Annotated in this window: 11 protein-coding genes; 3 read left to right on the forward strand and 8 right to left on the reverse strand. The window is 72.0% G+C overall.

Annotated elements, in window-relative coordinates:
- Positions 1-13: 13 nt before the first annotated feature.
- The 5 genes from secD to BLS95_RS06745 all read right to left on the reverse strand — a co-directional run bounded on the left by secD (position 14) and on the right by BLS95_RS06745 (position 5,427).
- The gene (gene secD / locus BLS95_RS06725; protein ID WP_090930013.1) at positions 14-2,209 is read right to left on the reverse strand and encodes a protein translocase subunit SecD; all 2,196 of its coding nucleotides are present in this window, start codon (positions 2,207-2,209) and stop codon (positions 14-16) included.
- A gap of 39 nt (positions 2,210-2,248) precedes the next feature.
- On the reverse strand, positions 2,249-2,617 hold the full coding sequence (locus BLS95_RS06730) for a hypothetical protein (RefSeq protein WP_090930014.1): 369 nt from the start codon (positions 2,615-2,617) through the stop codon (positions 2,249-2,251).
- Between the two features lie 146 nt (positions 2,618-2,763).
- On the reverse strand, positions 2,764-3,204 hold the full coding sequence (locus tag BLS95_RS06735) for an RrF2 family transcriptional regulator (protein WP_176993058.1): 441 nt from the start codon (positions 3,202-3,204) through the stop codon (positions 2,764-2,766).
- A gap of 60 nt (positions 3,205-3,264) precedes the next feature.
- Positions 3,265-4,206 (reverse strand): sulfite exporter TauE/SafE family protein, encoded by a 942-nt coding sequence (locus BLS95_RS06740; protein ID WP_090930015.1) that lies wholly within the window; start codon positions 4,204-4,206, stop codon positions 3,265-3,267.
- 180 nt (positions 4,207-4,386) lie between these two features.
- Positions 4,387-5,427 (reverse strand): endo-1,4-beta-xylanase, encoded by a 1,041-nt coding sequence (locus BLS95_RS06745; protein ID WP_090930016.1) that lies wholly within the window; start codon positions 5,425-5,427, stop codon positions 4,387-4,389.
- A gap of 175 nt (positions 5,428-5,602) precedes the next feature.
- Here BLS95_RS06745 and BLS95_RS06750 point away from each other — a divergent pair, with 175 nt between their 5' ends.
- A complete protein-coding gene (locus BLS95_RS06750; protein WP_245764891.1) occupies positions 5,603-6,427 on the forward strand; it encodes an MIP/aquaporin family protein in 825 nt (274 codons plus the stop codon).
- Between the two features lie 19 nt (positions 6,428-6,446).
- Complete coding sequence (glpK, locus tag BLS95_RS06755; RefSeq protein WP_090930017.1) at positions 6,447-7,964, forward strand: glycerol kinase GlpK; 1,518 nt, start codon at positions 6,447-6,449, stop codon at positions 7,962-7,964.
- A gap of 106 nt (positions 7,965-8,070) precedes the next feature.
- Here the strand turns inward: glpK and BLS95_RS53945 are convergent, their stop codons facing one another.
- Together BLS95_RS53945 and BLS95_RS58910 are read right to left on the reverse strand one after the other, a co-directional pair.
- A complete protein-coding gene (locus BLS95_RS53945; protein WP_143043609.1) occupies positions 8,071-9,342 on the reverse strand; it encodes a hypothetical protein in 1,272 nt (423 codons plus the stop codon).
- A 62-nt stretch (positions 9,343-9,404) separates the two neighbouring features.
- Positions 9,405-12,251: a helix-turn-helix transcriptional regulator gene (locus BLS95_RS58910; RefSeq protein ID WP_090930020.1), complete on the reverse strand. Its 2,847-nt coding sequence runs from the start codon at positions 12,249-12,251 to the stop codon at positions 9,405-9,407.
- 27 nt (positions 12,252-12,278) lie between these two features.
- Between BLS95_RS58910 and BLS95_RS06775 the strand changes: the two genes are divergently transcribed.
- The gene (locus BLS95_RS06775; RefSeq protein WP_090930021.1) at positions 12,279-12,893 is read left to right on the forward strand and encodes a LysE family translocator; all 615 of its coding nucleotides are present in this window, start codon (positions 12,279-12,281) and stop codon (positions 12,891-12,893) included.
- A gap of 37 nt (positions 12,894-12,930) precedes the next feature.
- On the opposite strand, the gene BLS95_RS06780 is transcribed toward BLS95_RS06775, so the two are convergent.
- Entirely contained in the window at positions 12,931-14,127 is a 1,197-nt protein-coding gene (locus BLS95_RS06780; RefSeq protein ID WP_090930022.1) for a hypothetical protein, read from the reverse strand.
- Position 14,128: the final 1 nt, after the last annotated feature.

Raw genomic sequence — 14,128 nt, forward strand, 5'->3', positions numbered from 1 at the left:
TCCGGTGATCCGGTTACCCGGTCGGGCGCTTGCGGCCGGGCTCGGGGGGTGGTTGCCGGTCGTACCGGGAGAGGGAAATCGCGGCGGGCCCGGCCACGAAGGCGGACGACAGCGTGCCCGTCACGATCCCCACCACCAGCGCCATGGCGAAGTCGCGCAGGGAGTCACCGCCGAAGGCCATCAGCGCGACCAGGATGAAGAGCGCGCCGAGCCCGGTGCTGACCGTACGCGGCAGGGTCTGCAGGATCGCGCCGTTCACGGCGTCAGGGAACGGCCGGCGTGCCGCCCACAGCTCCCGTACGCGGTCGAACACCACGACCTTGTCGTTGACCGAGTAGCCGACGATGGTCAGCATCGCGGCCAGGAAGACGCCGTCCACCGGCTTGCCCAGCCACGCGAACATCCCCGCCACCACCATGACGTCCACCAGCAACGCCAGCACCATCGCCGCCCCGAACGTCCACCTGAACCGGACCGCCAGATAGAGCAGTTGCAGCGCCACGGCCACGCCGAGCGCGACGAGGGCGTTGCGGCGCAGCTCATCGCCCAGGCTGGGACCGATGAACTCCTCGCGCCGCTTGCTCGCCTCGCCCGCCACCTGTTCGAGGGCCCGCTCGATCCCGGTCACCGCGTCGGCACCGAGCCGCGCGGCGCGTACGGAGACGCCCTCGCCGCTCGCCTGCACCACCGCCGAGGGGAACCCGGCCCGCGCGACCGCCTGCCCCGCCACGTCGGCCGGAACGGGCCTGGCGGTGGCGAACTCCACCAGCCGCCCGCCGGTGAACTCGACGCCGAAGTTCAGCCCGCGGGCCACCAGCCCGGCGACGGCGAGCGCCACCAGCCCGGCCGCGACGCCCAGCCACACCTTGCCGGCCCGCATGAGCCGCGGGTCCCTGCCGGTCAGCCAGGTCCTGACGGCACCGGCCGAGGCCAGCCCGGAAAGGCGCGGCCCGGCCCGGCCGATGACGAACTGGGTGAGCACGCGGGTGATCAGCATGGCGGACACCAGCGAGGCCAGCACGCCCACCGCCAGCGTCACGCCGAACCCCTTGACCGGGCCGGACGCCAGCCAGAACAGCAGGCCCGCGGCGATCAGGGTGGTGACGTTGGAGTCGGCGATGGCGCTCCACGCGTTCCTGAACCCCCGTTCGAGCGCCGCCCGCAGCCCGCGCCGGGGCGCCTGGCCGTACTCCTCCCTGGCGCGTTCGAACACCAGCACGTTGGCGTCGATGGCCATGCCGATCGCCAGGACGAACCCGGCCAGCCCCGGCAGCGTTAACGTCGCCCCCATCGCCACCAGCGCCGCGTAGGAGATCACGCCGTAGCAGGCCAGCGCCACGGCCGACAGCAGCCCGGCCAGCCGGTAGACCGCGACGATGAAGACCGCCGTCAGGGCCAGCCCGGTGACCGCCGCCTCGGCGCTCGCCTCGATGGCCGCCGCGCCGAGCGTCGGGCCGACCGTACGCTGCTCGACCAGGCTGAGCGGCACCGGCAACGCGCCGCCCTTGATCAGCACCGCCAGGTCCCGGGCCTCCTCGTACGTGAACGACCCCGTGATGTCGGCGGTCCCGCCGGGGATGCCGGACCCGCAGGGCACCGAGGGATCGACCGGCGGGGAGGAGATGACCTCCTTGTCGAGCACGATGGCGATGCGGCGTCTGGCGTCGTTCGCGGGCGCGCAGGCCGCCGTGCCGGTGAGCTCCCGCCAGGCCGCCTCGTCGCGGAAGTCGATGCTCACCCACCAGCCGGGGCCGCGCTGGGGGTCGTTCTGCTCGACGGCGTCGGTCACGCCGTCGCCGGTCAGGGCGGCGGGCCCGAGTTCGAGCCGGCCGCCGTTCTCGTCCGGGGTCCCGGTCCGGTCACCCAGCACGGGATGGAACGCGAGCTGCGCGGTACGGCCGATGACCTCGGCCGCCTGCCGCGGGTCGAGCACGCCGGGCAGCTCGACGATGATCCGCCGCTCGCCGGAGCGGACCAGGGTGGGATCGACCACGCCGAGCGCGTCCGCCCGCTGGCGGAGCACGTTCAGGGCGCGGTCGGTGGCCGCGGCGTCGGCCTTGACGGACGGCGAGTCCCTCGTCTCGAAGACGAGCCGGGTTCCGCCGCGTAAGTCGAGGCCCAGGCGCGGCGCGGTGGTGAGGGCCAGGACGATGGAGATCGCGATGACGGCGAGCGCCGCCACCGCACGCCAGATCGGCGCACGGGACATGGAAGCCTCCACAGGCTCGGACGTGCGGGAAAAGGGGTCTCAGAACCTTGTGGAGGGAGGCGCCCTGGCAGGCGTGGCCAGGGTGTGACGGGTGGCGGGGTCGCGGGGGGCCGGGCGGGAGACGGTGACGGCCCAGGCCGCCCCCTGGTGTGAGGGCCGGGACGCGAGGACGGCCGGTCCCACCAGGCCGGGCACGCCGTGCGCGGCCTTGATCGTGGCGTCGCGGAGGGGCTGCCGGCCCAGGCCCGGGCCCGGGTTCTCGTGTGCCCGCCAGGCCGCCGCCTGCACGGCCGCGACCTGCTGGGGCCAGCCGCGAGCGGCGGTCCCGGCCGGGCCGGGGACGGGGGCGGTCGCGGGCAGGAACCAGGACAGCAGGAGGAGCAGTGCGGCGACCGGCCTCCCGCGCATGCCCCCTCCTCCCTGCCCGAGGCCCCAACCCTAACCACGCCGGCGGCCCCCGGGAAAGGCACACGACACCGAACCTGCGGCCCCCGTGGACGTGCGGGCCGTCAAGGGGTGACCGGGCCTGCGGCCCCCATGGTCGTGCGAGGCCCTCAGGGCGTCTCGGGGTGGAGGCGGCTCAGGGCGTCTCGGGGTGGAGGCGGCTCAGGGCGCTCGGGGGTGGAGGCGACGACGTCGGCGAGGGTGATCTCGCTCAGCAGGGCGTCCTCGTGGCGGCGCAGCTGGGCCCAGATCGCGGCCAGCGGCGCGGCGGCCTTCGGGAAGGGCCTGGTGGCCTGCTCGACGCCCTCGGTGACGCGGATCACGTCGGCGAGCGCGATCTCCTGTGCCGGGCGGGCCAGCCAGTAACCGCCGTCGTGGCCACGCTGGCTGCGGATGAGACCGGCCCTGCGGAGCTGGAGCAGGATGTTGTCGCAGAAGCGGCGGGGAATCTGCTGGGAGTCGGCGATCCAGCCGGCCTGCACGGGGCCGCCGGCCTCGGCGAGGGCGAGCATGGCGCCCAGGGCGTACTGGGTGCGGGCAGAGATTCTCATAGGCATCTCGACGCGGCGGGCCCGGCTCGCGCTGGAGAGCCGGGCCCGGTGCCGCGGGCCTCAGGCCGAGGCCGTCTCCTCCTCCTGCGCGGTCCGGCTGCGCACTTCCGTCTCCACTGCTTCGACCGACTCGTTGGCCTTGTCACGCCGGTATTCGCGCACCGAGTACGCGATGGCGGCCGCCCAGATGACGAAGATGACCACGTACGCGGTCGTCTGCACGCCGTCCGAGGCGTCGATCCAGTCGCTGCGCAGCAGGGTGCGTACGTTGGTCAGCACGATGAGGCCGCCCACCGCCGAGCCCAGGATGCGCGGCGGGATGTGCCGGACGAGCCAGGCGGCGATCGGCGCGGCGATGACGCCGCCGAGCAGCAGCACGCCGACCCAGGCGAAGTTGATGTTCTCCGAGCCGATGCCGACGAAGAAGCCGATGCTGGCGGCGATGGCGACGAGGAACTCGCTCGCGTCGATGGAGCCGATCACCTTGCGCGGCGCCATCCGGCCGCTGGCCAGGATGGCGGGCGTGCCGACCGGACCCCAGCCGCCGCCACCGGTCGCGTCCACGAAGCCGGCCACCAGGCCGAGCGGCGCCAGGAAACGCCTGCGCAGCGGCTTGCCCAGGTTACCGCGCGGCAGGCCGTAGGCGGTGAAGCGAACCAGGATGTACACGCCCAGAGCGAGCAGGATGATCGACATGACCGGGGCGGCGACCTCGGTCGAGAGGCTGGACAGGAACGTCGCCCCGGCGAAGGCTCCGACCGCCCCCGGGATTCCGATCTTTGCGACGACCTTCCAGTCCACGTTGCCGAAGCGCCAGTGGGAGATGCCAGAGGCGAGCGTGGTGCCGATCTCGGCCAGGTGCACCGTGGCGGAGGCGGCCGCCGCGTTGGTGCCGATGGCGAGCAGAAGCGTGGTCGAGGTGACGCCGTAGGCCATGCCCAGGCTGCCGTCGACGAGCTGGGCCGCGAGTCCGACCAGCCCGAGCAGTATCAATGCTCGCACGACATCCCCTTTCCTATCATTCCTACTATACAAGTAGGAATAGAATCTATCGATTCCAAGATCGAGTCAAGGGGAGATGGTCGGCTTTTTACCGGGAGCATACGGAAGGGGCGACCGGCGACCGGTCGCCCCTTCGTTCACAGGTCGAGGATCAGCCCCCCGAGCAGGCTCGATCCCCGCTCAGCGGGGTCGTTTGACCGACAGCAGCGCCCGGTAGGCGGGCTTGGGGGCCAGGTTCTCGTCGAGCAGGCAGGCGGCGCCCTCCCCGTCGAACCAGCCGGGCACCCACGAGTGGCGGTCGGTGAAGCCCCAGACGGTCAGCTCGCGGCACGCCTCCACGCTGAGGCAGTCGGTGAGCGCGCGACGGTAGTAGTCGGCCTGGGTGGCGAGCTTCTCCTCGGTCACCGGCAGCACCATGCGGACGTCGAGCTCCGTGACCGCGATCTCCAGGCCCAGGTCGGCGAAGCGGCGCATGACGTTCGCCCAGTCGCCCGGGTAGTCGTACTGGATGCCGAGGTGCCCCTGGAAGCCGATGCCGTGGATCGGCACGCCGCGCGCCTGGAGGTCCTTGACGATGGAGAGCGTGGTCTCGATCTTGGGTGCGTTCCACTCCAGGTTGTAGTCGTTGATGAAGAGCTTGGCCTGCGGGTCGGCGCGGTGGGCCCAGCGGAAGGCGTCGGCGATGTAGCCGGGGCCGAGATGGGTGAGCCAGAGGCTCTGCCGCAGCGTGCCGTCCTCCTCCACCACCTCGTTGACCACGTCCCAGGCCCTGATCTTGCCCTTGTAGCGGCGGACCTGGGTGGTGATGTGGTCGCGCAGGATGTCCCTGAGCTCGCGGTCGTCGATCTTGCCCTCGGCGACGCCGGTGGTCAGCCAGGCGGGCAACTGGTTGTGCCAGACCAGGGTGTGGCCGCGTACGCGTTGCCGGTTGCGGCGCGCGTTCTCGACCAGGGCGTCGGCGTCGCGCCAGATGAATACGCCGCGCTCCGGCTCGACGGACTCCCACTTCATCGCGTTCTCGGCGGTGACGTGGGTGAACTCGCGGTTGAGCACCGTGCGGTAGTCGGCCTCGCCGCGCAGGGCGGCGAGATCGACGGCGGTGCCGATCCTGATGCCCTGCTGGTGCGCCAGCTCCCGCAGGTCACGAGGCGTACGCGGGTGCGCGTACGCGGGGAGCGGGGCGGCCAGGATGAGCGCCAGGGCGATGATGAGGGGCTTCACCGGTGAACCTCCTCCGAAAGTTTCGGAGCCATGACGATATTTTCACGGGTCGCCGGAAACGTAAGCGCTACAGACCTTGCGGTCAACCCGCTTACCGCCTGTCACTTTCCGCAACGATTCCCACACAGTTCGTATGCACTCCCGCTTGACCGGGAATGCCACACAGGACTCATGAGTGACGGGGGTGGCCGTGGCCGAGCGTCTCAACCGGATGGGACTGGCCGGCGAGCTGATCGCGGAGTTCGTCGGCACGATGGTGCTCGTCCTGTTCGGCGCGGGGGTGGTCGCCCAGGTGGTCGCGGCCGGGCTGGGCGACCACGACAGCATCGCGTGGGCGTGGGGCATCGGCGTGGCGCTCGGCATCTACGTCGCCGGGCGGACCACGGGCGCGCACCTCAATCCGGCGGTGACGCTGGGGTTCGCCGCCTTCCGCGGGTTCGCCTGGCGCAAGGTGGTCCCGTACTCGCTGGCGCAGACCGCCGGGGCCTTCGTCGCGGCGCTGCTGGTGCGCTGGAACTACACCGAGGTGCTGGCGATGGCCGACCCCGGGCACACCGTCAAGACCCAGATCGTCTTCTCCACCCTGCCGGGCAACGGCACGCTGCCGGTGGGCCTGTGGGGCGGGCTGCGCGACCAGATTCTCGGCACCGCCATCCTGCTCTTCGTGATCTTCGCGCTGTCCGACACGCGCAACATGGCGCCGAGCGCCAACCTGGGCCCGGTCGTCATCGGCCTGCTCATCGTGGGCATCGGCATGTCCTTCGGCGCCGACGCCGGATACGCGATCAACCCGGCGCGCGACTTCGGGCCGCGCCTGGCGAGCTTCCTCACCGGCTACGGCGGCGCCTGGCGGGACCAGTACGGCGACCTGTACTTCTGGGTGCCCATCGTGGGCCCGGTCATCGGCGGGCTCATCGGGGCGGGCCTGTATCAAGCGTGCATCGCCCGGTTCCTGCCGCCGGGCGAGGACCGCGACTCCGTGAAGCCGTCGGACGCCTGAACCCACAGAGGAGAGCGACATGTCCGACTTCGTGGGAGCGGTCGACCAGGGCACCACGAGCACCCGCTTCATGATCTTCGATCACGAGGGCACCGAGATCGGCAAGTACCAGCTCGAACACCGGCAGATCCTCCCCCGGGCGGGCTGGGTGGAGCACGACCCGGCCGAGCTCTGGGCCAAGACCGGGGCCGCGATCCAGACCACGCTGCGGCTGGCCGGGCTGACCGACCGCGACCTGGCCGCCCTGGGCCTCACCAACCAGCGGGAGACGACGGTCGTGTGGAACCGGCGCACCGGCCGCCCCTACTACAACGCGATCGTCTGGCAGGACACCAGGACCGACAGGATCGCCGCCGCGCTGGAGCGGGACGGCCGGGGCGAGGTGATCCGGCGGAAGACGGGCCTGCGGCCGGAGGCGTACTTCTCCGGCGGCAAGATCCAGTGGATCCTGGAGAACGTGCCGGGCGTCCGGGAGGCGGCCGAGCGGGGCGAGGCGGTCTTCGGCAACACCGACACCTGGATCCTGTGGAACCTCACCGGCGGCGCCGACGGCGGCGTGCACGTCACCGACGTCACCAACGCCAGCCGCACCATGCTGATGGACCTGGAGACGCTCGACTGGGACGACGAGCTGCTGTCCTTCTTCGGCGTCCCGCGCCCCATGCTGCCGCGGATCCGGCCGTCCTCTGACCCCGCCGGATACGGAGCCACGGTCGCGGACGGGCCCCTCGGCGGCGAGGTCCCGATCAACGGCATCCTCGGCGACCAGCAGGCCGCCACCGTCGGCCAGGTCTGCTTCGCACCCGGCGAGGCCAAGAACACCTACGGCACCGGCAACTTCATGCTGCTCAACACCGGCACCGACCTCGTACGCTCGGGCAGCGGCCTGCTCACCACCGTCGCCTACCGGTTCGGTGAGCAGCCTCCGGTGTTCGCGCTGGAGGGCTCGATCGCCGTGACGGGCTCGGCGGTGCAGTGGCTGCGCGACCAACTCCACCTGATCAGCTCCGCCCCGCAGAGCGAGGCGCTGGCCCGGCAGGTGAGCGACTCCGGGGGCGTGTACTTCGTGCCGGCGTTCTCCGGGCTGTTCGCCCCGTACTGGCGGGGGGACGCCCGTGGCGCGATCGTCGGCCTGTCCCGCTTCCACACCGACGCCCACCTCGCCAGGGCCACCCTGGAGGCGATCTGCTACCAGAGCAGGGACGTGGTGGAGGCGATGCAGGCAGACTCAGGGGTGGTGCTCGACGAGCTGAAGGTGGACGGCGGCGTCACCGCCAACGACCTGTGCATGCAACTCCAGGCCGACATCCTGGGCGTGCCGGTCAGCCGCCCGGTGGTCGCCGAGACCACGGCCCTCGGCGCCGCCTACGCGGCCGGGCTGGCGGTGGGCTTCTGGCGGGACGTCGAGGAGCTGCGCGCCCACTGGGCGGAGGACCGCCGCTGGGAGCCGACGTGGAGCGAGGAGCGGCGCGAGGAGGGGTACGCGGGCTGGAAAAAGGCCGTCACCAGGACCTTCGACTGGGCCACGACCGACTGACCCGCTCCGGACGACCTCAGACTTTGACCGCCCGTCGGTGCCCGCCGCCCGACGATCGCCACGCCTTGCCATCGGCGAGGGATTCCGCCCCGTCGGGTGATGGTCGCTAGCGCCAGATGAAGTAGTTCGCGTGGTCGCTCTGCAGGTACGACAGGTAGCGAGGGGCCTGCGACTTGCCCGTGTTGTCCGCGGTGACGACCGTGTAGATCACGTATTTCCCCATCGCCGCCGCAGCGTACTTGCCGAAGGCATAGGTGCTGTGCGTCTTGTCCTTGCGCCACTTCACGGCGTCGGAGGAGAGGCTCGTGAGCCGGGTGGCCGTCGCGCTGGCATCTTCCTTCGTGGGGAAGGCCATGATGACCTGGACGGCCTTGACGTGCCCGCTCCTCGCGGAGTAGGCGAGCTCGATGGCCTGCTCGCAGTCGTTCTTGGCCAGCACGCCTCCCTTGCCGTCCACCGGGTCGCAGTCGTCGTACGTCCAGCCGCCCACCTTCTGGGCCTGTAGCGCCACGTCACCGAGCTTGAAGTCCCAGTCCTTGAACTCCGTGTCCGAGAGCGGCGAGTCGGCGCCTGCCGAGGGTGAATCGGACTCGGTGGGGGTGGCGCTCGGCTCGGTGGGCTCGTCGGTGACGGGCGGGTTCGACGGCGAATCCGACGTATCTTCGGAGGGCTCAGGGATGGTCGTGATCTTGGGCATGGTGACGGTGGTCAAGGGGTCGGGGGCGTTGAGGTAGAGGAACGCGCCCACCGCGCCACCGCCCAGCACCAACACGACCAGGCCGACGACCAGACCGATGACCAGGGCGTTGTTACCGCCGCTCGCGGGAGGTTGGGAGCCGTACTGCACCGGGGGCAGCTGAACCTGCGGGTTGTCCGCCCCGTACTGACCCTGTCCGTACTGACCTTGCCCGTACTGACCGGGTCCCTGCGGGTACTGACCGGGTCCCTGCGGGTAGTGGCCCTGCCCGTACTGGCCCTGCTGCCCCTGCCCGTTCGGACCTTGACCGTATTGACCTTGCCCGTACTGGCCCTGGCCGTACTGACCGGGGCCCTGGTCCCACTGGCCGGGGCCCTGCCCGTACTGGCCGGGAGGCTGGCCCTGGGGCCCTTGTCCGTACGGGCCGGGACCCTGTGCGGGTGGTGGGCCGTAGCCCTGTGGCGGGAAGCCCTGCCCAGGTGGCGGGCCGTAGGGACCCTGGCCGGGCGGAGGGCCGTAACCGGGCTGAGCGGCGCCCTGGCCGGGCGGAGGGCCGTAACCGGGCTGAGGGGCGCCCTGTCCGGGTGGCGTGCCGTATCCCTGCGACGCCCCCTGCTCCGGTGCGCCCCACGGATCCTGCGGGTGGGGTTGAGGTTGCGGAGGCTGCGGAGGGTATGCCATATCACCATTGTGGTGTAGAGGGTTACCTTCTGCCCCAAGTACCCCAGAAAGGGCCGAGGGCGTCAGGTCAGCAGGCCGAGCCGGCGGGCCGCCGCGGCGGCCTGGGTGCGGGTGGAGACCTCCAGCTTGCCCAGGATGTTGGAGACGTGCACGCTCACCGTCTTCTGCGCGATGAACAGCCGCTGCGCGATCTCCCGGTTGGTCATGCCCTCCGCGACCAGCCCCAGCACCTCGACCTCGCGAGCCGTCAGCCCGCCGTCGCCGGCCCTGTCACCGGCCCTGTCGCCGGCCCCGTCGCTCCCGCCCCCGAAGCGCGCCCGCCGCCCGAACTCCAGCAGCGCCCTTTCCAGCGGGACGGCCCGCAGCTTCCCCGCCACCTTCCTGGCCAGCTCCCACTCCGCCTGCGCCGCCACCCGGTCGCCGGACGCCAGCAGCGCCTCGGCCAGCCGCCACCGGGCGCGGGCGGCCTCGTAGACGAACCCGTAGTCGAAGGCCGCCACGACGTTACGCCACAGCTCCACGTCGAGCCGTCCGTGCACCCGGTGCCACTCCGCCTCGGCCCGCGCCGCCCAGGCGAGCCCCTCGGGCCCGAGGTGCCCGCGCTGGCCGAGAGGCCCGGAGTCGACGGCGAAGCGGGCCCGGGACAGCAGCTCGTCGGCGCCCTCGGTGGTGCCGAGCTCGGCCAGCGCCCACAGGCCGATGGCGGCCAGCCGCAGGGTGCCCGAGTCGCCCTCTATCAGCGGCGCCATGGCCGCGTGCACGTGCTCCAGCGCGGCGGCCGGATCGCCGTGCCACAGGGCGTGCTCGGCCGCCAGCCCCCTGGACATGTAGACGGCCAGCGCGTCGGACCAGAACGGCGCCAGCCAGCTCAGCCGGCTCTCCACCGCCGGAAGGTCGCGCCCCACCTCGACGAAGAGCGCGAACGACGACAGGATCGCCTCCGGCTGCGTGCCCACCCGCACGGGGAAGCCGGCCGCGACCCCCTCGGCCTCATCCCACTCGCCGGTGGCGTAGTGGATCAGGAAACGCAGGAAGCGCAGGTCGGTCCCGTAGGTGCTCCACTTGAGCCCGGTTTCGAGCGCCAGCTGGATGCCGTCGTCGGCCACCTCGGCGGCGAAGGACATCATGCCCTGGTCGTAGTGGATGCGGGCGTGGTGGAAGCGGGCGCGCAGATCCATCGCCAGGTCGCCGGTGTGCCCGGCGGAAGCGGTCTCGACCAGCTGGTGGGCCCTTTCCACGTCGCCCTGGTGCTCGACGTGGATGGCCAGCGTGAGCAGCGCGCCCACCTCGGCGTCCTTGGCCCCGGCCGCGCGAGCGGTCTCCAGCGCGCGGGTGGTGAGCGCCTCCACCTCCTGGTGCCGGCTGCTCCACAGCAGCGTGCGGGCCTGGGTGGCCAGCGCCCGGGACAGCGCAACCTGGTCCTTGGCCTCCTCGACGGCCCGTTCGGCCGCCTCGATCGCGCCCGCGGGGTCGTCGATCTCATAGAGGTAGTAGGCGAGGCGCTCGTTGACCTCGGACGTCGGCGGCAGGGCCCGCAGCCGCACGATCGCCCGGTGGTTGTCACCGCTGTCGGCCGCCGTGACGGCGCTGCGGAAGGCCAGCTCTTCCCGGCTCTCCCCGGCCAGCTCGGCGGCGCCCTCGACCCGGTCCCACAGGGCGAGCGCCTGGTCGTAGTGGCTGTGCGCCTCGGCCGGGGCGCCCAGCCGCTCGGCCAGGCGCCCCGCCTCGGCGGAGGCCGCCAGCGCGCCCGCCAGGTCGTGGCCGGCGAGGTGGTGGTGCGCCAGCTCGGCCGGGGCGGTGAGCAGCCGGGCGAAGGCGGCATGCAGCCGCGTGCGCTCGCCGGGCAGCAGATCGGTGTAGACCGCCTCCTGCAGCAGGGCGTGCCGGAAGGCGTAGCCATAACCGTCGACCCGCAGCAACCCCCGCGAGACGATCTCCCTGACCGCCTGCTCGAACTCGGCCAGCGGCAGCCCCGACACCTCCCGCAGCAGCTCGTCCTCCACCCGCCGCCCCGCCACGGCGGCGGCGCGCAGCACCCGCTGCCCCGCCTCGGACAGCACCTCGACCCTGGTCATCAGCAGGCTGGCCAGCCCGTCGGGCATGCTGTCGCCCTCGGTCATGGCCGCGAACAGCTCCTCCGCGTAGAACGGGTTGCCGTCGGCGCGGGACACGATCAGGCCGAGCGCCTGGGCGTTGACCTCACCCAAAGTGGCGACATAGTCGAACATGTCGCCGGACTTCAGCGGCCCCAGCTCCACGCTCGTCACCGTGGGCAGGCGCTTCAGCTCGGCCAGCACCGAGCGCAGCGGGTGGCGCCGGTGGAGGTCGTCGGTGCGGTAGGTGCCGACCACGCAGACCTGCTCGGCCTGCACCATGCGGCTGAGGAAGACCAGCAGGTCGCGGGTGGACCGGTCGGCCCAGTGGAGGTCCTCGATCACGAACAGCACCGGCTGCACGTCGGCCAGCAGCCCGAGGAGCGAGCCGAACAGCCGCTGCTGGGTCAGGCCGGCCGCGGGCGCGCTCTCCGTGCCGGGCAGGAGCTGCCCGAGCAGCGGGCGGGTGGCGGCGGCCGCGCTCACGGCAGGGGCGGCGCCGCGCAGCGCGTCGGCCAGTGGCAGGTAGGGCAGCGCGTCGCCGAGCTCGGCGCACTGGCCGACCAGCACGTTGAAGCCACGCTCGCGCGCCTGATCGACCAGCTCGGTGACCAGCCGGGTCTTGCCGATCCCCGCGTCCCCGCCGACGAGCGCCACTCCGGCGATCCCCTCGGCGGCGGATTCGAGCATCCGCAACAGCCTGGCCAGCTCAGCGGAGCGCCCGACGAGAAGACCGTTCACGCCAGAAACTATGCCACGGCGCACCGACACTTCATTGGTCCAGGATTCTGACGCGATATTGGCCTTCGTTGACATACCAAAGACAGTTTACGCTGCCGTTTCGTGATATCTCCAACGACTTTTGCCCTGTTCGTGACCGCGTCGCTGGCCCTGGTGCTCATCCCCGGCCCGAACCACTTCTACATCATCGCCAGGGGGCTCGCGCAGGGCCGGACGGCGGGGCTGGCGAGCGCCTTCGGCGTGGAGGTCGGCACGCTCGCGCACATCGCGGCCGCCGCCCTGGGCCTGTCGTACGTGATCTCGCAGTCCGCGACGCTGTTCGCGGTGGTCAAGTGGGCAGGCGTGGCCTACCTCGCCTACCTGGGCCTGCGTGCCTTCACCGGCGGGCAGGAGCAGGGCGGCACGCCGGCCCCGCAGCCGCTGGGCAAGGTGTTCCTCGAAGGCGTGCTGGTCAACGTGCTCAACCCCAAGGTGGCGCTGTTCTTCCTGGCGTTCCTGCCGCAGTTCGTGGACCCCGGCGCGGGCTCGCCCGCGCCGCAGGTGGTGCTGTTCGGCCTGACGCTGCTGCTCCTGGGACTGATCTCGGACCTCGTGTACGCCTGCGCCGCCGGCGCCCTCGGCCACCGCCTCACCAGGCGGGCCCGCACCCTCCGGTACGTCAGCGGCGTCGTCTACCTCGGCATGGGACTGGCCGCCGCGTTCACCGGCAGGAAGTGAGCGGCCGCCCCCACCGGCGCCACGCACCGCGACCCCGTCACTGGACCTCGGCCAGCGCGGCAGGGATGCGGTCGAGCACCGGGTGCGGCACCAGCCCGTAGGCGTAGAAGTCCACCGCCAGCGCCCCCGCCGCCTTGGCCGCCCGCGCCTTGGCCACCAGCCGGTCGGCGGAGTCGCTGTCGGGATGGCCGGGCCGCAGCACCGCCCGCACCTCGCGGTCCTTGCCCACCGACCGCAGGTAGGCGCCCACGTCGTCGGCCACCCGGGCGGCGTCCCTGGCGTAGGCCAGCACGCCGAAGGCGGGGACGAGATCGCCCAGCGCCACCAGGTCGACCCCGAGCTGCCAGGCGTCGTGCGCCGCCAGCCCCGGCGTGGGCAGCCCGTGCTGGTAGCCCTTGACCGCACCCGTCGAGTCCACGAACACCAGCCTGGACCCCTCCTCGGCCACCGCGGAGGCCACCTCGGACACCAGCGTGGTCACGGTCTCGGACCTGGCGCGGGCGTAGGCCACGACCTCGGGCCCGGCGTAGGCGGTCAGCGCGGCCCTGGTCACCTCGCCCTGCGCGGGCGGGTCGCCGTCGAACACCCCGCCCACGATCCTGGCGCACTCGTCCCGCGCCACCTCGGCGTTCACCCCCAGGTCGGTGGCCCGCCGCATGCAGTAGTCGCAGAAGCAGAGCCCGAGCAGGTAGGCGTCCATCGGGCCGAGCGGCACGAACGAGCGCTGCGGTTTGAGCGGCCTGAAGTGCAGCGCCTCGGCCACCACGCTGTCGACCCCCAGCCTGGCCACCGACCTGGCCAGCGCCACGGCGTATTCGCGCACGTCGGGATGGGCGGGGCAGAGGGCGGTGAGCGAGCCGCGGTCGCCGAAGCAGTCGCGTACGGTCACGTCCGGATGCTCGGTGCCGAGCGTGGCGTTACGTAGGAAAACCGTCCATCCATGGAGCTTCAGCGACCGCTTCGCACACGCTTCGCGAAGCCCGTCGAAGGCATTCAGAAAGCCCGGCACGGGAGACAGCCGGAGCCCGGCGAACAACTCGGGCGGCGCGGGGAAGTGCGCCCCGTCGTGCCGGAGGGTGAGCCTGGACAGCCCGTGCGGGGTGACGTCGTAGGCGGCGTGGTGCACGGCGCCGACGGTGATGCCCGTGACGCCGTATCCGCTGATCCTGTCGAGCACCCGTTCGACGCCCTCGCCGCGCAGGTCCTCGACGAAGGCGTACACCGAACTGTCCACA

The sequence above is a fragment of the Nonomuraea jiangxiensis genome (assembly GCF_900099965.1).
GTDB classification, from domain to species: Bacteria; Actinomycetota; Actinomycetes; order Streptosporangiales; family Streptosporangiaceae; genus Nonomuraea; species Nonomuraea jiangxiensis.

Coding starts and splice junctions, on each gene's coding strand:
- BLS95_RS06735 (WP_176993058.1), bottom strand. CDS start 3,204: ATGAGAATCTCTGCCCGCACCCAGTACGCCCTGGGCGCCATGCTCGCC.
- BLS95_RS53945 (WP_143043609.1), bottom strand. CDS start 9,342: ATGGCATACCCTCCGCAGCCTCCGCAACCTCAACCCCACCCGCAGGAT.
- BLS95_RS06730 (WP_090930014.1), bottom strand. CDS start 2,617: ATGCGCGGGAGGCCGGTCGCCGCACTGCTCCTCCTGCTGTCCTGGTTC.
- glpK (WP_090930017.1), top strand. CDS start 6,447: ATGTCCGACTTCGTGGGAGCGGTCGACCAGGGCACCACGAGCACCCGC.
- BLS95_RS58910 (WP_090930020.1), bottom strand. CDS start 12,251: ATGTCAACGAAGGCCAATATCGCGTCAGAATCCTGGACCAATGAAGTG.
- secD (WP_090930013.1), bottom strand. CDS start 2,209: ATGTCCCGTGCGCCGATCTGGCGTGCGGTGGCGGCGCTCGCCGTCATC.